This window comes from Streptomyces sp. NPDC090083 (genome assembly GCF_044747445.1).
Lineage (GTDB): Bacteria > Actinomycetota > Actinomycetes > Streptomycetales > Streptomycetaceae > Streptomyces.
The window spans coordinates 13,726-33,547 of the sequence record NZ_JBIVED010000021.1; the positions used below are offsets into that span (position 1 = coordinate 13,726).

Sequence of the window (19,822 nt, forward strand, 5' to 3'; positions counted from 1 at the left end):
GGAGCGGCCCGCCGCAGGACGGGGCCGCCCTCCGCAGGAGCCGAAGGACACGACAAAGGGGTCGTCATGACGGACAGGTTCGTCGCCGCAATCGACCAGGGCACCACCTCCAGCCGCTGCATCGTCTTCAACCAGGACGGCGCGATCGTCGCCGTCGACCAGCGCGAGCACCGCCAGATCTTCCCCAAGCCGGGCTGGGTGGAGCACGACGCCACCGAGATCTGGTCCAAGGTGCAGGCGGTGGTCGCCGGGGCGATCGCCAAGGCGGGGCTGCGCGCCGACCAGCTGAGCGCGCTCGGCATCACCAACCAGCGCGAGACGACGGTCCTCTGGGACCGCGCCACCGGCAAACCCGTGCACAACGCCATCGTGTGGCAGGACACCCGCACCGCCGCCCTGTGCAAGCAGCTGGGCGGCTCGGACGGCCCCGACCGCTTCCGCGAGCAGACAGGACTGCCGCTCGCCAGCTACTTCTCCGGCCCCAAGGCGGCCTGGCTGCTCGACAACGTGCCCGGCCTCAGGGACCGCGCCGAACGCGGTGAGATCGCCTTCGGCACGATCGACTCCTGGCTGATCTGGAACCTCACCGGGGGCACCGACGGCGGCAAGCACGTCACCGACGTGACGAACGCCGGACGCACCATGCTGATGAACCTGGAGACCCTCCAGTGGGACCCGGCCATCCTCTCCGCGATGAACGTGCCCGAGGCCGTCCTCCCCGAGATCAGGTCCTCCGCCGAGGTCTACGGCACCGCGGTCGGCCAACTCGCGGGCGTGCCCGTCGCGTCGGCCCTGGGCGACCAGCAGGCGGCCGTGTTCGGACAGGCCTGCTACGACGTGGGCAACGCGAAGAACACCTACGGCACGGGCAGCTTCCTGCTGCTCAACACCGGGAACCGGCCCGTCCCTTCGAAGAACGGGCTGCTGACGACGATGGGCTACAAGATCGGCGGTGAGGCGCCGGTCTACTGCCTGGAGGGATCGATCGCCATAACGGGCGCGCTGGTCCAGTGGTTCCGCGACCAGCTCGGCATCATCCGCAGCGCCGACGAGATCGAGAGCCTGGCCGCGAGCGTGGACGACAACGGCGGCGCATACATCGTGCCCGCGTTCTCCGGCCTGTTCGCCCCCTACTGGCGCTCGGACGCGCGCGGTGTCTTCACCGGGCTGACCCGGTACGTCACCAAGGGACACCTCGCCCGCGCGGTCCTGGAGGCGACGAGCTGGCAGACGCGGGAGGTGGTGGACGCCATGTTCCAGGACTCCGGGGTGCAGATCACCACCCTGAAGGTGGACGGCGGCATGACCCAAAACAACCTCCTGATGCAGCATCAGGCGGACGTCCTGGACGTACCGGTGATCCGGCCCAGGGTGTCCGAGACGACCTGCCTGGGCGCCGCCTACGCGGCCGGGCTCGCCACCGGCGTGTGGAACGGCCTGGACGAGCTGAAGGCGCACTGGCAGAAGGACGTCGAGTGGACGCCCTCCATGGAGTCCTCGGTACGGGACCGCGAGTACCACAACTGGCGCAAGGCGGTGGAGAAGAGCTTCGGCTGGGAGGAGGACGGCGACGACTAGGCACACGCGCGTGGGGCGTTCACGGGGCACACGCGTGTGCGTGCCGTCCGCGAGCCGCGGCCCGTACCCCGGTCAACGGAGGTGCGGGACGCGCCCGCCTCAACTCGTCACGGTCTGGCGGCGCTTGGCGCCGTAGGCCATCGCGTGCTGGACGACCTCGATGAGGACCTCCTTGACCGACGCCCGGTCGCGTGCGTCGCAGAGCATGAGGGGGACTTCCTCGTCGAGGTCGAGGGCCTGGCGTACGGCGTCCACGGGGTAACGGTCCGCGCCCTCGAAGCAGTTGACGCCGACGACGAAGGGTATGGACCGCCGCTCGAAGTAGTCGAGGGCGGCGAAGCAGTCCTCCAGGCGGCGGGTGTCGGCGAGCACGACGGCTCCGAGGGAGCCCTCGGACAGCTCGTCCCACATGAACCAGAACCGCTCCTGCCCGGGCGTACCGAAGAGGTACAGCACCAGGTCCTCCCGCAGGGTGATGCGGCCGAAGTCCATGGCCACGGTGGTGGTGTGCTTGCCCTCCACCCCGCTGGTGTCGTCGACCGGGCGGCCGGCCTCGGTGAGCAGTTCCTCGGTGCGCAGCGGCCTGATCTCGCTGACCGCGCCGACGAGGGTCGTCTTGCCCACGCCGAAGCCGCCGGCCACCAGGATCTTGAGCGTGACGGGCTCGACCGGAGGCTTGCCTCGCTCAGAACGCCCGAAGATCATCGATCTGTTCTCCTGCTCGATGGGGTAGGGGGTGGTGGCTCGCACCGCTCACAGGGCCCGGAGGCCGGAGATCACGTCGCGCAGAATACTCTCGTCCACCAGTTCGGCAGGAGGTACGGGACGTGACACATGGACGAGTTCGCCGTCCACGAGATCGCCGATGAGGACCCGTATCACCCCGATGGGCAAGTCGAGTTCGGCGGCGAGCTCGGCGACCGACTGCGGGGCGTCACGGCAGAGGCCGACGATGTCCACATGCTCCGGGGACAGCGTGTGGTCCGCTTCCGGGTCGTCGTCCTGAGACTCCGCGATGACCACCGCGATGAGGTCGAGGCGGTGCTGGGCCGCACTGGTCGTGCGGCCGCGCGTCATCGCGTACGGCCTGACGACCGGTCCGGCCTCGTCGTCGAACCAGTGGCTTCTTCCCTGACCGTCTGCGCTCATGTCATGTCACTACCCGCCCAGGGGCAGGTCGGTGCGCGGGGCGGCTCCCAGATGCACACCGACCCGCTTCACGAGCAGGGTCATCTCGTAGGCGACCTGTCCGACGTCGGAGTCGGCGTCCGCGAGGACGGCGAGGCAGCTGCCGTCGCCCGCGGCCGTGACGAACAGGAAGGCCTCGTCGAGTTCGACGACCGTCTGCCGCACGCTGCCGGCCTCGAAGTGGCGGCCGACGCCCTTGGCGAGGCTGTGGAAGCCGGAGGCGACGGCGGCCAGGTGTTCGCTGTCCTCGCGGGTCAGGTCCTGGGACACGCCGGTGGCGAGGCCGTCGCCGGAGAGCACGACGGCCTTGCGGATGCTGGCCACGCGCTCGACGAGGTCGTCGAGGAGCCAGTTCAGACCACGCTGGTCGGTGCTGTGGCCGGTCGCCTTCGGTGCGGTCATCGACCGTCCCCCTTCGTTCCTTGTGCTGTGCCGCCTTGGGCGTCGTCGCCCGCGGCGTTCTCCTCGCGGCCGCGCTGCCAGCCGCGCTGGAGCGAGGCCATACGGCTGCGCACCTCGTCGGCGTCGCGTTCGGCGACCTCGGCCGGGCCGGCGGCGCGCCGCTCCGGGTCCTGTTTCAGCTGAGGGGCCAGATTGGCCTGACGTACGCGTCTGGGCAACGCTCCCGTGTCGGGCCCGGTCCGGCCCGGCGGAACCTCGGGGTCCGGAGCGCTCGACGCGATCTCGGCCCGCCTGGTGCGCCTGGGCAGGGAGGGTGGCTCGGGCGGCTCGCCGAACCCGCGCCCCGGCGAAGCGGGGGGCTGCGCGGCTTCGGCACGCCCTCCGGGGACGTCGGTACGGCGCCGTAGCGGCGTGTCACCGCGCCGTCGGGCCGGGAGCGGTGCGGGTCCTTCCGTCTCCGGTCCGCCCAAGGTCGGGGCAGTGGAGGGTCCGTCGAAATCGGCCTCTCCGGAGTCCCCCGGCTCGTGCCGGGAGCGCTGCTCGACGACCGGGCGTCCATGCGAACTGACCAGCTTGGGCGTACGGCGCCGGGGCAGCGGGAGCGGCTCGCCGCGACGGCCGTCGGTGTCCGCCTCCGGGGCCTGCTGATGCTGGTCCACAGGGCGCACGGGAGAGAGGTCGTCGCGGTGGGTGGAGGCGCGGCGGGGGCGGAAGATCCCGCCGCGCTCGCCGTCCTCGTCGTCGAGCGGGCTCGGGAAGCCTTCGAGCGTGTCGAGGTCGACGGGGGCTTCCAGCTCGACCGGGCCGTCGAGGAGGGCGGGCGGCATGCCGGGCAGCTTCACGGGCATCCGGGAGAGCGCCGAGCGGTGGCTCTCCTCCAGCTCGGCCTCCTTGGTCGGCCGCGGCCGGTCGAGGCGGAAGCCGATGCCGTTGGTGTCCGGGACCTCGTCGCTCAGCAGGGCGTCGGGGATGAACACGACGGCGGTGGTGCCCCCGTAGGGCGAGGGCTGGAGCGAGACGCGGACGTTCTGCCGCTGGGCGAGCCGGCTGACCACGAAGAGGCCGAGGCGGTCGGTGTCGGAGAGTTCGAACTCCGGGGTCTCGGCGAGCCGGAGGTTGGCGTCCAGGAGTGCTTCGGCCGCCATGCCGAGGCCCCGGTCGTGGATCTCCAGGGTGAAGCCGTTGGCGACCCGCTCCCCCACGACCTGGACGGCGGTGTGCGGCGGGGAGAACACCGTGGCGTTCTCCAGGAGTTCGGCCACCAGGTGGGTGAGGTCCGCGACGGCGGGCCCGGTGACGGCGATGCGCGGCAGCCTGCGGACCTCGATGCGTTCGTAGTCCTCGACCTCGGCGACGGCCGCGCGGACGATGTCCATGAGCTGGACCGGCTTGCGCCACTGCCGGGACGGTGCGGCCCCGGAGAGGATCACCAGGCCCTCCGCGTGGCGGCGCATACGGGTCGTCAGGTGGTCGAGGCGGAACAGGTCGGCGAGTTCGTCGGTGTCCTCGGTCCTGCGCTCCATGGTGTCGAGCAGGGTGAGCTGCTTGTGCAGCAGGACCTGGCTGCGGCGGGCGAGGTTGACGAAGACGTCGGAGACACCGGAGCGCAGCTCGGCCTGCTTGACGGCGGCTTCGACGGCCGCGCGCTGCAGGGTGTTCAGGGCCTGGCCGACCTCGCCGATCTCGGTCCGGTCGTACTCCAGGTGCGGGACCTCGGTCTCGACGTCGACCACCTCGCCCGCGGACAGGCGGCGCATCACGCTGGGCAGCCGGACGCCGGACGCCTCGTGGGCGTCCAGGCGGAGTTGGCGCAGGTCCCGGATGAGGCCGCGGCCGATGCGGACGGACAGGAACAACGACAACAGGAGGGCGATCAGCCCCAGGACACCGGCGATGGCCGCCTTGAGGATGACGTTCATCGCGACGGGCCGGACGCGGTCCTGGTAGCGGTCGTTGGCCTGGTCGTCGAGGGTGCCGAGCTTGTCCAGCACGGCGCCGGCCGCGGTGTTCCAGGTCTGTGCGGTGACGTTGCGGACCGATCCCGACTCCGAGGCGGCGGCGGCCTGTTCGGCCACACGCAGCGGGGCACTGGCCGCGTTCTTCCAGAAGCGTTCGAAGTGCCCGCGCTCCGAGGCGGGCAGCAGCGGCAGGTTCACGTCGTACATCAGGGTGCGCTGCGCGACGAGGTCGGAGATGTCGCGGGTCTCGTCCCGGGTGAGCTTGCCGACGATCAGGGAGGAGCCGAGCAGGGCGTCCTCGCGGGAGAGGAACTCTCGGGCCCGGGCGAGGTTGACGAGGGCGCGGTACTGCTTGTCCATCGCCACGTTGTCGACCACGTGGAGGTTGGTCAGCAGGACGTAGCACGGGTCGACGAGGTGGTTGTAGAGGCCGAGGGCCTGGGACCGGTCGACGGTGCCGTCCTCGACGCTGCGGCGCAGCGACTGGAGTCCGTCGAAGGCGTCGAGGACCGCGGAGACCCGGCTGTCGGTGGCCCGGCCCATGGCGTTGCGGACGTCCGGGTTCCGGGCGTTCTTACGGATCTTGGCGACGGCCTCGTCGGTCGCGGCGCGGCTGCGCCTGAGGTCGGTGAGGCCGTCGGCGGCGCGCGGGTCGGCGAGGTAGACGAGCGACTGGCGGCGTTCCCGCTGGATGACGCGGACGGTGTCCTCGGTGGGATAGCCGATCTTCTCGACCACCGACGACACGTTGAACAGGTCTCCGGCGGCCCGGCCGGTGAGGACCGTGGCGAAGGCCCAGATCGCGGTCAGGGACACGAGCGGCACGAGAAGGAGCGCCACGATCTTCCGGCGGATGGACTTCCCGCGAAAGCGCATGGTCTCCCCCAGCTGGACCCCCTCCGGCCGGGGGCACACATGTGCGTCAACAAACGGCGCGAGCCTACTACCGACACACAGATAACCCGAAGGGCTGTCCGGAGCCTGAACGCCCGCCGCGGCGGCGAGACATGGGGAGTTGTCAGGTCATTGCGGGAGATTGCCGCCCTGACATTCCCAGAATCACCACACACCCACCCGATCGGTCCGTTGGGTCAGTTGGCCAGAATTTTTCCCCCGTTGGGAATCTTCGTGGCAAGTTGTTCGTCTTTCTCTACGGGACATGGGGAGCGGAACCGGCCACGCGAGCCGCATCCGCAACCGGGCGGCGTAAAACAGCGCAAGCCGGGCACCCACTGGGGAGCCGAAGTCTTCGGACTCGGAGCGAGTGGGTCACCGGCGGTGGGGAGGACACGTTGATGGGCACGGCGGAGCGGCAAGAGGCGCTTGAGGACGGCGTGGCGGCGCGGTCGACGGCGCAGCGGCGCCGTGAGACACCGGGTCGTGGTCCTGCGACGCAGGATCACGTGACGACGGGCGGCGAGGCTCCGGCGAGATCGGGTGAGCCCATCGAGGCGGGACTCGACGAGCCGCGTCCGGCTCGCGCGAGCACGCAACAGCGGGAGTACTACCGGCCGTTGTGGATCGAGGAGCCCGCGCGCAGGCGCCGGCTGCCCGACCCGGTGCGCACGGCGGCCGTGCGGGCCGTGATCATCATCGCGGTGACGCTGATGCAGGCGACGGTGGCCTTCCTGTGCACGATGGCCGGCTCCTGGCTGGCGTTCCCGATGGTGATCAGCAGCGTGGTCAGCACGGTGGTGGCCACCTGGGGCGCCCTGGACGTCTGGGTGACGCGCCAGATGTGGAACCAGCGCAATGGCGTGGTCTCGGAGCCCAGCAGCACGGCGAGGGCCCTCCGCCGCGAGCGGCGTCGGGCCCAGCGTCAGGCGCGGTCGAGCGAGCGGGCCCAGGAGCGGATAGCCCGCAAGGCCGGCTCGGGCCAGCTGTCCCACTCCTGAGCTTCGCGGGCGGAGCCTAGGGAGCGGTCGGCTGACGTTCGTCCGCGGGGCGGTCGGGCGCCGGACGCTTGAACATCCGGGTCGCCGTGATCTCGCTGTGCACCGACTCCCCTTCTCCGGCAGGGGCCTGCTGCGGCAGCCCCGGCCGGAGGTGCTCCTCCACGCTGATGTACTTCAGTCCCGCCCTCAGGTCGGCGTCATTGCGCAGCCGGATCACCAGCGGGAACTCGGCGAGCGCCGTGGTGTCGAACAGGCCGGTGGTGTAGAGGAGTTGGACACCGAGCGCGTCGGACACGGCGCGCTGGAGCTCCAGCAGATAGGTGGCGTTGGCCCGGCCGATGGGGTTGTCGAGGAAGAGCGTGCCGGCGTGCCGGTGCTTGTCCCGGCCCCGGTCGTTCGAGCGCAGCGCGGCCATCGTGCAGTACAGGGCGATGGCGGCGGTGAGCAGCTGGCCGCCGGAGAAGACGTCGCCCATCTGGCCGACGGGCACCCGCTCCGCGCGCAGGACGGCGTCCGGCTTGAGGATCTCGACGGCGACGCCCTTGGGCTCCAGGGCGGCACCGACTCCCCGCAGCAGCAAGGACATTCCGTCCCGCCGCATGTCGGAGTTCTTCTTCACCGCGGCCCGGGTCGCCTCGTCGACGACCATGCCGAGCCGCTCGATGAGCGTGGCCTGGTCGGGCTCCTCGAAGCGGATGCGGAGGAACTCCTGCCCGGACCACTCGCCGAGCCCCTCGGGCAGCCGGGACAGCCGCTGCGCGGACCGCAGAGTGGCGAGCGCCGACTCGACGAGACCGCGCAGCCGGTCCACGATCGAGTCCCGGTTGCGCTCCAGCTGCGCCAACTCGTCGGTGAGGACCCGGAGTCGGGGTGCGAAGGCGTCGGCCCACTTCTGCGCGTGCTCGGGCAGCGCGGACGCGGGCAGCTCGCGGATCTGCTGCCGCGCGGGGGTCCGCACCTGCTCGTAGCGCGTGGAGTTGGCGTGCCGGACGAGGACGTCGCTCGCCTCGCGGACGGCGCTCTCGGCGGCGGACAGGTCGGTGGCGCAGCCGCGCAGTGAGCGGCGGGCCTCGGCGGCGGAGTGCCGGGCCTCCTCCAGGCTGCCCGGGTACGGCTCGGGCTCCTCCTGCTCCTCGTCCGAGGCGTGCTCGCGCAGCAGGTCGCGGAGCATCGCCGCGGTCTCGTCGAAGCCGCCCGCCCCGTCCTCGGCGGCGCGGTGGGAGTCGAGGAGTTCGGCGTGCGCCTCGCGGGCGCCGCCCAACGCGTCGGTGCGGGAGCCGAGTTCGGCCGTCGCCGTGCGCAGCAGGGCCTGGGCGTGCTCGGCGTCGCGCGGGACCAGGTCCTCGGCCAGCTCGGTGTGCGCCTCGCCGTCCTCGGGCGCGTGCCGCTCGGCCTCGCCGCGCAGCCGCCCGAGTTGCTCGCTCGCGGTGGACACCCGGGTCTCCAGGAGCTGCACCAGTTCCTCGGCTCGCGCCGCCGCGGCCTGCCGGGAGGGTCCGTCGGAACCGTCGGGTGATTCCAGCAGCTGTGCCGCGCGGGTGCGGACCTTGTTGCTGAGCCGGTCGAGCTCCGCGATGGCCGCGCTCTCGTCGCTCTCCGCCCGCGCCTGCTCGGCCCGCAGATCGGCGCCGACGCCGACCTTCTCGTAGAGCTGCGATGCGGCCCGGTAGGCCTCGCGGAGGGCGGCGAGCGCGGGCTTGGGGGCGTCCGCGTCGTCGTCCGGAACGTCGTCGGGGGCGCCCGCGATCTCGGAACGCTCGGCGCGCAGCGCGCGGGCCGTGCGGCGGGCATCGTCGGCGGCGCGCTGGGCGGCGCGGCGGTCCTCGTCGGCGGCGCGGGCGCGTTCCAGGCAGGACTGGGCGCGGGCCTCGGACTCGCTTGCCTCGTCCGCGAGTTCACGGAGTTTGACCTGCCAGCCGGCGCGCTCCCGGAGCCGGAAGGCGAGTCCGGCGAGGGCGTCGGCGGCGCGCCGGGTCTTCTGCGCGGTCTCCTGCCGTTCGTCGCGCACCTGGGCGGCCTCGGCGGCGGCTTCTTCGGCCTCGGCCCGCGCGGTCCGCGCCTCGGCGAGCTCGGCCTCGGCCTCCTCGGCGAACGCGCGCGTGTCCTGCGCGGTCCGGGCCAGCTCGACCAGCCGCCCGCTCGGACAGCCGGTGCGCCAGGACGCGAGCCGTGCCGCCAGTTCCCGGTCCTTGCCGAGCCGGGCGGCGAGCGTACGGATCTCCTCGTCGCGCTGCCCCGCACGCGCGCGCAGTGCCTGCCGCTCCTCGTCGGCGGCATGCTCGTCGTGCATGGCCGGGTTCGGCGGTACGAGGAAGACGTCCCCGGTCTGCGCGTCGGGCGCCGGGGTCGGGGCGAGGAGGGCGGCGGCCGTACCGACGGCCACGGCGGAGCGGGGCAGCAGGGCCGCTTCGCTGAGGGCCTCACGGGCTCGGGCGTGCGTGTCCGGATCGGTGATGATCACGCCGTCGACCAGCTCGGGCCGGGCGGCGAGCACGCGCGCGTGGTCGGTGGGGTCGACGGCCTGGGCGAGGTAGCGCCAGCCGGGCAGGGCGGGGATGCCGTGCTCGCCGAGGAACTCGACGGTGGCCAGCACGTCGGGCCCGGGCGGCAGCAGCCCGCCGTCGCCCAGCGCGCCGAGGATCCGGGAGTCGTCGGCGGCGGCCGTGCGCAGGTCGAAGAGGTGCCGCTCGGAGGCGGAGACACCGTCGTCGAGCAGCTCGCGCAACTCGTCGGCGAAGCGGTCGAGTTCCTCGGGAGTGAGCGGACCCTCGGCAAGCGGGCGGGCGGACTTGGCGGCGGAACGGCCGCTTCCCGCGCCGCCGTTGGCCGGTGCACCGGCACGTCCGTCCGACTCGGCGCCGTCACCGTCGGTGCCCTCGGCGCCTTGACCGGCACGGCCCACGGCTCCGGGGTCGCCCTGGCCGATCGCGGCCCCGTCGGCACCGCGAGGTACCGGCACACCGCTCCCGACGCCACCAGCAGCAGGCAGGCTGAGCAGTTCGGCCAGCCGTTCCTCGCCCGCGAGCCCTTCCGCGAGGCGCCGCTCCGCGTCGTACGTGCGCTCGGCGGCGGTCGCAGCGTCGGACGCGCGGGCCGCCGTCAGCTCCGCGCGGGACTCGGCGGACGCGGCCTCACGCGCGTGCTCGGAGGCCTTGCGGGATGCCTCGCGCGCGGTGTCCCAGGCGGCCACCGCGGTCTTCTCGGCGTCGCTCGCGGCGAGGGCCGCGCGGGCCGGGTCGGCGTCCGGGGCGCTGTCGTCGAGCCAGCCGGCCCGCACCGCCTCGGCGGTCTCCTGCTCGACCTCGGACAGCCGCTGGCGCAGATGCCCGACCTCGCTGCGGGCGCGCTGGGCCTCGGTGGCGGCGGAGGTCGCGTCCCGGTGCGAGGTCTCGCCGACCTCCTGGAGCGCGGCGGAGCGCTCCTCGCCCTCGTTGGCGAGGTTCTCGGCGCTCTCGGCGGCCGAGTGCAGGGCCCGTACGAGATCGACGGCTGCCTTGGCGCGGGCGGCGAGCGCCGGTGCGGCGTCCCGTTCGGCCTCGCGGATCGCGACGGCCACGCGCGCGGAGCGGTCGGCGGCGGCACGGTGCCGCAGGACGGCCTCGGCGGCCTGCCAGGCGGCGTGCAGGGTGCGTGCGTCGGCCAGTTCGCGCTTCTGGGCGGCGGCGGACTTCTCCATCGTGGCGAGGGCCAACGAGGCGTGCCGGTACGCCAGTTCGGCGGCGATCAGCGCGCTGCGCTCCCGGGCGCCCTCGGCGTGGGTGACGGCGTACGCGGCGGCGGTGACCCGCTGGGCGAGGTCGGCGGCCCGTACCCGCTCCTGCGCGCCCCGCGCGGACAGGCGCCGGGCCAGCGTGCGCGTACGGCGCTCGGCGCCGACGTGGACGTCACGCGCGCGTGCCCGCGCCTCGGCGGCCTCGACGATCCGGCCGAGGAGGTCGACGGAACCGGCCGTGAAGTCCCGCTCGGCGATCAGTTCGGCCCGTCGCCCCAGCTTGTTGCCGAAGCCGCCGACCAGGTCGGCGAGGCCGTCGGTGTCCCGGGTGTCGGTAACCGCGCGGAGCAGCAGGTCGGTGAAGTCGGAGTCCTTCTTGACCGCGAAGAGGCCGGCGGCCTCGCCCTCGTCGGCGTTCATCTCCCGCTGGTAGCGGAAGAGTTCGGGGTCGAGACCGAGGTCGCCGAGGTGCTCGATCCAGCGGTCGTGGATCTCCTCCCAGTGCACTTCGAGGTGCGGGTACGCCTTGCCCGCCTCGGTGAGGGCGTCCCGGAAGCCCTTCATCGTGCGCCTGCGGCCCTGCGCGCCGGACACGCCCTCGGCGGACGGGCGGACCGAAGTGGCCTCGGCGACCGGGAGGTTGTCCAGGCTGAGCCCGGGCCCGGGCCGGAACGAGTACCAGGCCTCGGCGAACTTCCGCGGGTCGTTGGAGACTTGGCGTCCCCGCCACTCGCTGACCTTGCCGACGACCACGCACTCGCCGGTCAGCGTGTGCTGCCACTCCAGGGCGACATGCCCGCAGTCGTCCGCGAGGAGGAACTTGCGCAGCACTCCGGAGCTGGCGCCGCCCAGGGTGTTGCGGTGGCCCGGCAGCATCACGGAGAAGATCAGCTTGAGCAGGACGGACTTGCCGCCGCCGTTCTCCAGGAAGAGCACGCCGGCGGGCGCCGGGCGCAGGGGCGGGCCGACGGGCTCGTCCGCGAAGAACTCCGCCTGGGTGGGCGCGGGGTCGGGCACGGGCTTGCCCACGCCTCGCAGGTCAAGCACGGTGTCGGCATAGCGCGCACCGGCGGGCCCGATGGAGTAGAGGCGGACCCTGGACAGCTCGTACATGGCGGACTCTCGTCGTAAGTCTTCGGCAGGTGGGGGGAGTCGGGGAGACTCAGGAGTGGAACGGCAGCCCGGCGTCGGCCACCAGCTCCAGGTCTTCGGTGTCCTCGGCGGGCATCAGGGTCGCGGTGCCGTCGGTGACCGGGACGACGCCCAGCTCCAACAGCTCGGCCATGGCGGCGCTTCCGGCCATGTCACGCACCTGGAGCTGATAGCGCGCGGTGGTGCGGTAGGTCCCGCCGCTGTCGTCACCGGTGCGCTGCAGGAACCCGGAGTCGGTGAGGAAGGCGGCGGCCTTCCCGACGATCCCGGTGGTCGAACCGGCCAGTCTCCGGGCGTCCTTGGTCGCTCCGGTGGCGCTGCGTCTGACCCAGATCCGCCAGGCGGTCTCCAGTCCGGGTGCGTCGGTGGCCGGGTCGGTGTTCATCCCCTGCTCGTCGGCGCGCTCCTCCAGCCGCCGGCAGGCCTGCCGCACGAAGGCGTCGACCCCGTTGACCGTGACCCGGCCGATGTATCCGTCGTCCGCGAGATCCTCGGGCCGCGGAAAGGCCATGGCGGCCACGGCGAGGTGGGCGAGACCGTGCAGGAACCGGTCCCCGGAGTCCGCGGCGGTACGGCGCGCGTAGTCACCCATCCGCACGGCGAACACCGAGTCCTCGGCGGCGGTGACGGCCATCCCCGCGCGCGGGGACACCTCCAGCACGACCAGTCCGAGTCCGGCGGCGACGGCGTCGGCGAGCCGGGCGAACGGCGGGTCCTCCCGGTAGCGGCGCAGCAGTTCCGTGTACTCCTGGTCCCGCGCGGGCTGCAGTTTGGGCTGCAGACCGAACGCGACGAGCCGGGCCGCGTCGGCGGCGTCGGCGGGCGTGATGACGGCGGTCACCGGCGCGGCGGCGGTGTCCGGCTCACTCCACTCGGCGGGCTCACTCACGACGACAACTCCTTGAACTTCATGACGGGGGTGGGGCCGAGCGCCCCGAACGGTGCGCGGGGTCGGGGCGTGCGCGGCTCCATCGCGTGGGCGCGGCCGACCCCGACGGACGCGCACCCGGCCACCTGCAGACCCCTCATGCGGCCTCACTCCGTCCGGCCGCCATGCCCACGGTGTCCAGGAGGGCGGTCCCGACGATGAGATCGGCCCCGCCGAACTCCGGATCGTCCAACTCGACCCCGTCGTCCACGGCGAACAACAGCTTCGGCTCCCCCTGCCGATATGCCGTGCCCACCGGCGGGCTGGCCGCGTGGACCGCCAACAGAGCGACCAGATAGGGCAGTTCGGGGTCCTGGCGCCGCGCGTCGGCCAGCAGCCCGGACAGCCGCCGGGGCGCGTCCGCGGGCAGATCGAGCAACTCCATGGCCGCGGCGAGCTGTTCCTCGCTGAACCGGCTGTCGTCCGGTGTCGCGATGAGATCCGGCTCGGGCATCTCCGCCCCGAGGTGCTCCCGCTCCTGGGGCGGTGTCAGCAGCACGTCGACGAGATCCCCCACCCGGACGGACACCGGCGTGCGCAATCCGGTCCCGCGGGCGAAGAACGCGTCCGTGACCCGGATCGCCTGCTCCAGGGGCAACGGCAGCACGGGCGAGACGAGATGGCCGTAGAGGTCTATCCCCGAGGTGGTCATGGGCGTGGCGAACGCCTGCCGGTCCTGCTCGGCCCGGAACAGCGGCCCGGCCTCCAGAAGGCGCGACTGGAGCTGCGTGTGCCGCCGGATGCAGTCCTTCACGATGTCGACCAACTCGGCCGCCCGACGCTTCTGTTCGGCGTCCTCGGACTCGTCACGGGCCTTGCGGATGTTGGTCAGGATCGCGTTCTCGTGGCGGTACCGGTCGGCGACGTGGTCAAGGGCCTCGGCGATCATGTCCGGCACGGCGTTGAGCCAGTCCACCGCGCGGACGTTGCGCCGCGTGGCGTCCAGCGCGCGGCGGAGCGTCTCCGAGTACTGCACGGTCCGGTACCTGGCCTGCTCCGCGGCGAGCTGCGCGTCGGCGAGCCGGCCCCGGCTGATCAGCACCTCCAGCTTGACCTCGGCGGCGATCTGCGCGCTGGTGACGTCGGTGTCGAGGGCGCCCACCAGGACGTTGACGGCCTCGTCGGTCGTGCGGAGGTAGACGCTGCCGCCGTAGCCGGGGACTTCTTCGATCAGCTTGAAGTCGTAGTCGCGGCGCACATAGGTGCCGTCCTGGGCGAACGTGCCGTACACCGTGCGGAAGCCGCGGTCGACGCTGCCGACGTTGATCAGGTTCTCCAGGACCCAGCGGGCCACGCGCTCGTGCTCGGCGACGGGGCGCCGGGGGGCCTGGGCGGCGATGCGCGGGATGAGCCTGGCCACTATCTGGTCGTGGTCCGCGCCGGTGTCGAAGTCCATGTTCAGGGTGACCAGGTCGATGGCGGCGAGGGCCACCTCGGCCATGCCGTAGACCGAGTACTCGCCTGCCAGGTTGGCCTTGCGGACGTCGAGGTCGTGCAGCGGCGCGGTGCACGCGAGCGCGCGCAGCCGGCGCGCCAGTCCCTCGTCGGCGGCCGGGCCCGGGGCGGGGCGCGGCCCCGCGCTGAACTGGGGCGGAACGCTGTCCGTCGATGCAGGCGAAGTCACGGTGCACAGCCTAGGTCCTCGGTCTGACAACGACCCAAACGACGCAGAAGCGACTCCCGCCACAGCCGCGTGCGCGGGCCCCGCCGTGGACCGCGCCGCCTTCGGCCGCGTACCGCACGAACCTCAGCCGAGGGTCGTGCCGTCCTCGCCCACCCTGTTGCGGTAGGCGTCGACGACCCGTTCGAGCGAGTCGTCGAGGTAGACCGCGAGCAGCCTCTCGCCCTCGGTGCGGTGGCCCGCCTGAAGGGCCTGGAGGATCAGGCGGTTGCGCTGGAGGTACGGCTCGTGGAGCGCCTTCGGGTCGTCCACGAGGTGGAAGGCGAGCCGGAGTTCGGCGAAGACGCTGCGCATCAGCTCGTCGGTGCGGGCGCTGCCGGCGAGGGCGACGAGTTCCCGGTGGAAGTGGATGTTGGCCGTACCCACGCCTTTCCAGTCATCCTCGACGGACGCCAACTGCCCTTCCGTGACGGCCGAGGCGAGCTGTTCGAGGGCGTACGGCGGCTCGCCCAGCCCGCGCACGACGGCGCACTCGACGAGGCGGCGGGTGCGGTAGATGTCCTCGACGTCCTCGACGCTCAGCACCCGGACGAAGACGCCCCGGTTCAACTCGTGGACGAGCAGGCGCTCGTGGGTGAGCAGCCGGAACGCCTCGCGGAGTGTGTTGCGCGACACACCGAGCGCCCCGCCGATGCTGTCCTCCGAGAGCCGGGTGCCCGGCGGGAAATAGCCCTCCGCGATCCGGCTCCTGAGGATGTCCGAGACGCGTTCCGCGGTGCTCGTACGACCCAGGAGGGCGCGGTCGTCGGCCAGTCCCGTCAGCTGCTCTGCCATGCCCGGAATTCAACCGCAGATACAAGAACGAAACAACATGGGTATTGAAGGATCGTTCAACGATCCTCTACCTTTCTCGACAAGGCGCCACCGCTCACCCCGGCGCCACCGCCTCCCGCACGGCACTGCTCACTCCCAGCACCCTCCGTCCTCCTTCTGCGAGGTGCCCATGAGCACGACCCCTCCACCCCAGGCCCTGAACACCGGAACACAGCCGGCCGCGGACGAACTCACCGCCGACGACGGCGCGTTCGCCTGGCTGCGCGCGCTCGGTCCGAACGGCCGCCGCGCCTTCGCCGGCGCGTTCGGCGGCTACGCACTCGACTCCTACGACTACTTCACGCTGCCGCTGAGCATGGTCGCGCTGGCCGCGTACTTCGGCCTGGACAGCGGCCAGACCGGCCTGTTCACCACGGTCACGCTGGTCGTCTCCGCGGTCGGCGGCGCCATGGCGGGCGTCTTCGCCGACCGGGTCGGCCGCGTCAAGGCGCTGATGATCACGGTGATCACCTACGCCGTCTTCACGGTGGCCTGCGGCTTCGCGCCCACCTACGAGACCCTGCTGGTGTTCCGGGCCCTCCAGGGGCTCGGTTTCGGCGGCGAGTGGGCGGTCGGCGCGATCCTGGTCGCCGAGTACGCGAGCGCGAAGCACCGCGGCCGTACGCTCGGCGCGGTCCAGAGTTCCTGGGCGGTGGGCTGGGCGCTGGCGGCGGTCGTCTACACGCTGGTGTTCTCGTTCCTCGGCGACGACCTGGCCTGGCGGGTGATGTTCTGGACCGGCGCGCTGCCCGCGCTGCTGGTGCTGTGGATGCGGCGCCGGGTGCACGACGCCCCGGAGGCGACGGCCCTGCGCGAACAGAACACCCAGAAGGGGTCGTTCACGGCGATCTTCAAGCCGGGCACCGCGGCGGCACCGGGCCTGCTGCGCACGACGGTCTTCGCGGGCCTGCTCTCGACCGGCGTCCAGGGCGGCTACTACACCCTCGCCACCTGGGTGCCCACCTACCTCAAGACGGAACGCGGCCTGTCGGTCGTCGGCACCGGCGCCTACCTGACGTTCCTGATCTCCGGCGCCTTCCTGGGCTATCTGACCGGCGGCTATCTCACCGACGTGCTCGGCCGGAAACGCAACATCTGGCTCTTCGCCCTGCTCTCGGCGATCTGCATCCTGGCGTACACGCACATCCCCAGCGGCGCCAACACCCTTCTCCTGGTGCTCGGTTTCCCGCTCGGGTTCTGCATGTCGGCGATCTTCAGCGGCTTCGGCTCGTACCTGAGCGAGCTGTACCCGACGGCACTGCGCGGCACGGGACAGGGCTTCACGTACAACACGGGCCGCGCGGTGGGCGCCGTCTTCCCGACCCTGGTGGGCTTCCTGGCCGACAGTTGGGGTGTGGGCGGAGCGCTCGTCTTCGGGGCCATCGGTTACGGCATCGCGGCGCTGGCGCTCCTGGGACTGCCGGAGACGCGCGGAAGGGAACTGGTGTGAACCGCACGGAGGACCGCCCCCTGACCCTCGTCGACGAGCAAGCGCACGCGTGGAGCCCGCGTTCCGCCCGGGCCCGCTTCCGGGCCGGTCTCACAGGCCCCACGGCGGGGGTCGCGGCGGGCCACACCCAGGTCAACCTGATCTCGGTGCCCGCCGACTGGGCCTACGACATGCTGCTGTTCTGCCAGCGCAACCCGAAGCCCTGTCCGGTGCTCGACGTCACGGACGCGGGCTCCTGGCGGACGGTGCTCGCGGACGGCGCGGACCTGCGCACCGATCTGCCGCGCTACCGGGTGTGGCGGGACGGCGAGTTGACCGACGAGCCGACGGACGTACGGGCGTACTGGCGCGACGACCTGGTGTCGTTCCTGATCGGCTGCAGCTTCACCTTCGAGTGGTCGCTAAGCGAGGCGGGTGTCCCGATCCGCCACATCGAACAGGGCCGCAACGTCCCGATGTACGTCACCGGGCGCCCCTGTCGTCCGGCGGGGCGGCTGCACGGCCCGATGGTGGTGTCGATGCGCCCGGTGCCGCCGGAGCACCTGGCGACGGCTATCCGGGAGACCGCGCTGCTCCCGGCGGTGCACGGCAGCCCCGTACACTGCGGCGATCCCTCGGGGCTCGGCATCGCGGATCTCGGCCGTCCGGACTTCGGCGATCCGGTGGAGGCCGCGCCGGACGACATCCCGGTGTTCTGGGCCTGCGGAGTGACCCCGCAGGCCGCGGTGATGGCCTCCCGCCCGCCGTTCGCGATCACGCACGCGCCGGGCCAGATGTTCGTCACCGACGCCCGCGACGAGCAGTACCGCGTCGCCTGACCAGGAGAGATGATGATCGATCTGAACGCCGACCTCGGCGAGGGCTTCGGCCGCTGGCACCTCACCGACGACGAACAGCTGCTGTCCGTCGTCACCAGTGCCAACGTGGCCTGCGGCTTCCACGCCGGGGACCCGGTCACCATGCGGCGGGTGTGCGAGCTGGCGGCCGAGCGCGGGGTACGGGTCGGCGCGCAGGTGTCCTACCGGGACCTGGCGGGGTTCGGGCGGCGCGCGATGGACGTGCCGTCCGCCGAGCTGGCGGCCGAAGTGGCGTACCAGATCGGCGCCTTGGAGGTGTTCGCCCGGGCGGCGGGCACGCGCGTGTCGTACGTCAAGCCGCACGGGGCGCTCTACAACCGGGTGGTGCGCGACCCGGAGCAGGCCGCCGCGGTGGTCGAGGGCGTGCTCCTGGCGGACTCCTCGCTGCCCGTGCTGGGGCTGCCCGGCTCGGTCGTCCTCGACCTGGCCGCGCAGGCCGGTCTTCCGGCCGTCACGGAGGCGTTCGCGGACCGCGCGTACACCGACGAGGGCACGCTCGTCCCGCGCGGCAGGGACGGCGCGGTGGTCACCGACCCCGAGGCCGTCGTGGAGCGTTCGCTGAGCCTGGCGCGCTCCGGCGAGGTCGACGCGCTCTCCGGGGCCCGCATCGGGGTGCGGGCCCGCTCCCTCTGCCTGCACGGGGACACACCCGGCGCGGTCGACCTGGCCCGCAGGGTCCGCGCGCGGCTCGTGGAGTCGGGTGTCCGGGTGGAGGCCTTCGCATGAGGGCACTTCCCGTCGGGGACGACGCCCTGCTCGTCGAGGTCGCCTCCGGGGAGGAGGCCCAGGCCGTCCACGCGGAGTTGCTGCGCCGCCGCGCGGAGGGCCGGCTCACCGTCCGCGAGATCGTCCCCGCCGCCCGCACGGTCCTCCTCGACGGCCTCACCGACCCGGCCCGCCTGGCCGCCGAACTCACCACCTCGGACGTACCCCCCGCTCCCCCACGCGCGCGTGAGGTCATCGAACTCCCGGTGCGCTACGACGGCCCGGACCTCGCCGACGTCGCCGCCCTGTGGGGCGTGCCCGAGCGGGAGGCGGCCCGCATCCACGCGGCCACCGAGTTCCGCGTCGCCTTCTGCGGCTTCGCTCCCGGCTTCGGCTACCTCACCGGCCTCCCGGCCCGCTACGACGTCCCCCGCCGAGCCACTCCGCGCACGGCCGTGCACGCCGGTGCCGTGGGGCTGGCGGGCCCGTACACCGGCGTGTACCCCCGTTCCTCGCCCGGCGGTTGGCAGCTGATCGGCACGACGGACGCGGTCCTGTGGGACACCGCGCGCGAGCCGGCCGCGCTGCTGTCGCCCGGCACGCGCGTGCGCTTCGTCCCGGTGGCGGACGTATGACGGACGTCGCGGTCGCCGTGGTCCGGGCCGGTGCCCTGACCACGGTGCAGGACCTGGGGCGGCCCGGACACGCGCACCTGGGGGTGCCGCGATCCGGGGCGCTCGACGGGCCCGCGGCGGCGCTCGTCAACCGGCTGGTCGGCAACCCGCCCGGAGCGGCCGTCCTGGAGACGACCCTCAACGGCTGTGCCGTACGGCCTCGTTCAACGATCCTCGTGGCGGTCGGCGGCGCCCCCTGCCCGGTCACGGTCGACGGACGGCCCGCCGCCTGGGGCGCCCCCGTCCGCGTGCCCGCGGGGGCACTGCTCGACATCGGAACGGCTGTCTCCGGGGTACGGTCCTACGTCGCCTTCGCCGGCGGTGTCGGGGTCGAGCCGGTGCTCGGCAGCCGTTCCACGGACCTGCTGTCCGGGCTCGGTCCGGCGCCGCTCACGAACGGCGCGATACTGCCCCTGGGGTCGCCGACGATCCGCCACGCGTGCGTGGACGTCGCCCCGCAGCCCGGAGCCCCGGCCGAACTCGTCCTGCGGGTGACGCTCGGTCCCCGGGACGACTGGTTCACGGCGGAGGCGGTGCGCGGGTTCACGTCCCGCGCCTACCGGGTGTCCTCGGCGAGCAACCGCATCGGCCTGCGCACCGAGGGGCCCGCCCTGGAGCGGGCCCTGACCGGTGAACTCCCCAGCGAGGGCATGGTCCTCGGTGCCGTGCAGGTCCCCCCGGACGGCCGCCCGGTGGTGTTCCTCGCCGACCATCCGACCACCGGCGGGTACCCGGTGATCGCCGTCGTCCGCCCCACGGACCTCCCGGCCGCCGCGCAGGCGGTGCCCGGCACCCCGGTCCGTTTCGTGGCCGTGAGGCGCCGCTGAAG

The 19,822-nt window shown here is 72.7% G+C and carries 16 protein-coding genes; 7 read left to right on the plus strand and 9 right to left on the minus strand.

Going from position 1 to position 19,822, the window contains the following annotated elements; translation table 11 throughout:
* Nucleotides 1-66 precede the first annotated feature (66 nt).
* Nucleotides 67-1,578 (plus strand): glycerol kinase GlpK, encoded by a 1,512-nt coding sequence (glpK, locus tag ACIPTO_RS41680; protein ID WP_401200835.1) that lies wholly within the window; start codon nt 67-69, stop codon nt 1,576-1,578.
* 99 nt (nt 1,579-1,677) lie between these two features.
* Here glpK and ACIPTO_RS41685 read toward each other — a convergent pair whose 3' ends face one another.
* From ACIPTO_RS41685 to ACIPTO_RS41700, 4 genes are read right to left on the minus strand one after another with little or no spacing between them, the layout of a single operon-like run.
* Nucleotides 1,678-2,283, minus strand: coding sequence for an ATP/GTP-binding protein (locus tag ACIPTO_RS41685; RefSeq protein WP_366323361.1), 606 nt, complete (start codon nt 2,281-2,283; stop codon nt 1,678-1,680).
* A gap of 48 nt (nt 2,284-2,331) precedes the next feature.
* Entirely contained in the window at nt 2,332-2,727 is a 396-nt protein-coding gene (locus tag ACIPTO_RS41690) for a DUF742 domain-containing protein (RefSeq protein ID WP_366323329.1), read from the minus strand.
* 9 nt (nt 2,728-2,736) lie between these two features.
* Nucleotides 2,737-3,168, minus strand: coding sequence for a roadblock/LC7 domain-containing protein (locus tag ACIPTO_RS41695; RefSeq protein ID WP_366323327.1), 432 nt, complete (start codon nt 3,166-3,168; stop codon nt 2,737-2,739).
* The gene (locus tag ACIPTO_RS41700; protein ID WP_401200838.1) at nt 3,165-6,002 is read right to left on the minus strand and encodes a nitrate- and nitrite sensing domain-containing protein; all 2,838 of its coding nucleotides are present in this window, start codon (nt 6,000-6,002) and stop codon (nt 3,165-3,167) included. Before ACIPTO_RS41700 ends, ACIPTO_RS41695 begins: the two co-directional genes overlap by 4 nt.
* A 419-nt stretch (nt 6,003-6,421) precedes the next feature.
* On the opposite strand from ACIPTO_RS41700, the gene ACIPTO_RS41705 reads away from it, so the two are divergent.
* Nucleotides 6,422-7,021, plus strand: coding sequence for a hypothetical protein (locus ACIPTO_RS41705; protein ID WP_401200841.1), 600 nt, complete (start codon nt 6,422-6,424; stop codon nt 7,019-7,021).
* 16 nt (nt 7,022-7,037) lie between these two features.
* Here ACIPTO_RS41705 and ACIPTO_RS41710 read toward each other — a convergent pair whose 3' ends face one another.
* The 5 genes from ACIPTO_RS41710 to ACIPTO_RS41730 form a co-directional block, all read right to left on the minus strand.
* Nucleotides 7,038-11,846 (minus strand): hypothetical protein, encoded by a 4,809-nt coding sequence (locus ACIPTO_RS41710; protein WP_401200844.1) that lies wholly within the window; start codon nt 11,844-11,846, stop codon nt 7,038-7,040.
* A 49-nt stretch (nt 11,847-11,895) separates the two neighbouring features.
* A complete protein-coding gene (locus ACIPTO_RS41715; protein ID WP_366323319.1) occupies nt 11,896-12,774 on the minus strand; it encodes a hypothetical protein in 879 nt (292 codons plus the stop codon).
* The gene (locus ACIPTO_RS41720) at nt 12,771-12,914 is read right to left on the minus strand and encodes a hypothetical protein (protein ID WP_401200847.1); all 144 of its coding nucleotides are present in this window, start codon (nt 12,912-12,914) and stop codon (nt 12,771-12,773) included. Before ACIPTO_RS41720 ends, ACIPTO_RS41715 begins: the two co-directional genes overlap by 4 nt.
* Entirely contained in the window at nt 12,911-14,437 is a 1,527-nt protein-coding gene (locus ACIPTO_RS41725) for a hypothetical protein (RefSeq protein WP_366323316.1), read from the minus strand. Before ACIPTO_RS41725 ends, ACIPTO_RS41720 begins: the two co-directional genes overlap by 4 nt.
* A 123-nt stretch (nt 14,438-14,560) precedes the next feature.
* On the minus strand, nt 14,561-15,268 hold the full coding sequence (locus tag ACIPTO_RS41730) for a GntR family transcriptional regulator (RefSeq protein WP_401200850.1): 708 nt from the start codon (nt 15,266-15,268) through the stop codon (nt 14,561-14,563).
* A gap of 169 nt (nt 15,269-15,437) precedes the next feature.
* Between ACIPTO_RS41730 and ACIPTO_RS41735 the strand changes: the two genes are divergently transcribed.
* From ACIPTO_RS41735 to ACIPTO_RS41755, 5 genes are read left to right on the plus strand one after another with little or no spacing between them, the layout of a single operon-like run.
* Complete coding sequence (locus ACIPTO_RS41735) at nt 15,438-16,757, plus strand: MFS transporter (RefSeq protein WP_366323312.1); 1,320 nt, start codon at nt 15,438-15,440, stop codon at nt 16,755-16,757.
* Nucleotides 16,754-17,575, plus strand: coding sequence for a putative hydro-lyase (locus ACIPTO_RS41740; RefSeq protein WP_366323310.1), 822 nt, complete (start codon nt 16,754-16,756; stop codon nt 17,573-17,575). Before ACIPTO_RS41735 ends, ACIPTO_RS41740 begins: the two co-directional genes overlap by 4 nt.
* A gap of 12 nt (nt 17,576-17,587) precedes the next feature.
* On the plus strand, nt 17,588-18,340 hold the full coding sequence (locus ACIPTO_RS41745) for a LamB/YcsF family protein (RefSeq protein ID WP_401200938.1): 753 nt from the start codon (nt 17,588-17,590) through the stop codon (nt 18,338-18,340).
* Entirely contained in the window at nt 18,337-18,954 is a 618-nt protein-coding gene (locus ACIPTO_RS41750; RefSeq protein WP_401200853.1) for an allophanate hydrolase subunit 1, read from the plus strand. Before ACIPTO_RS41745 ends, ACIPTO_RS41750 begins: the two co-directional genes overlap by 4 nt.
* On the plus strand, nt 18,951-19,820 hold the full coding sequence (locus ACIPTO_RS41755; RefSeq protein WP_401200855.1) for a biotin-dependent carboxyltransferase family protein: 870 nt from the start codon (nt 18,951-18,953) through the stop codon (nt 19,818-19,820). The genes ACIPTO_RS41750 and ACIPTO_RS41755 overlap by 4 nt, the downstream gene beginning before the upstream one ends.
* Nucleotides 19,821-19,822: the final 2 nt, after the last annotated feature.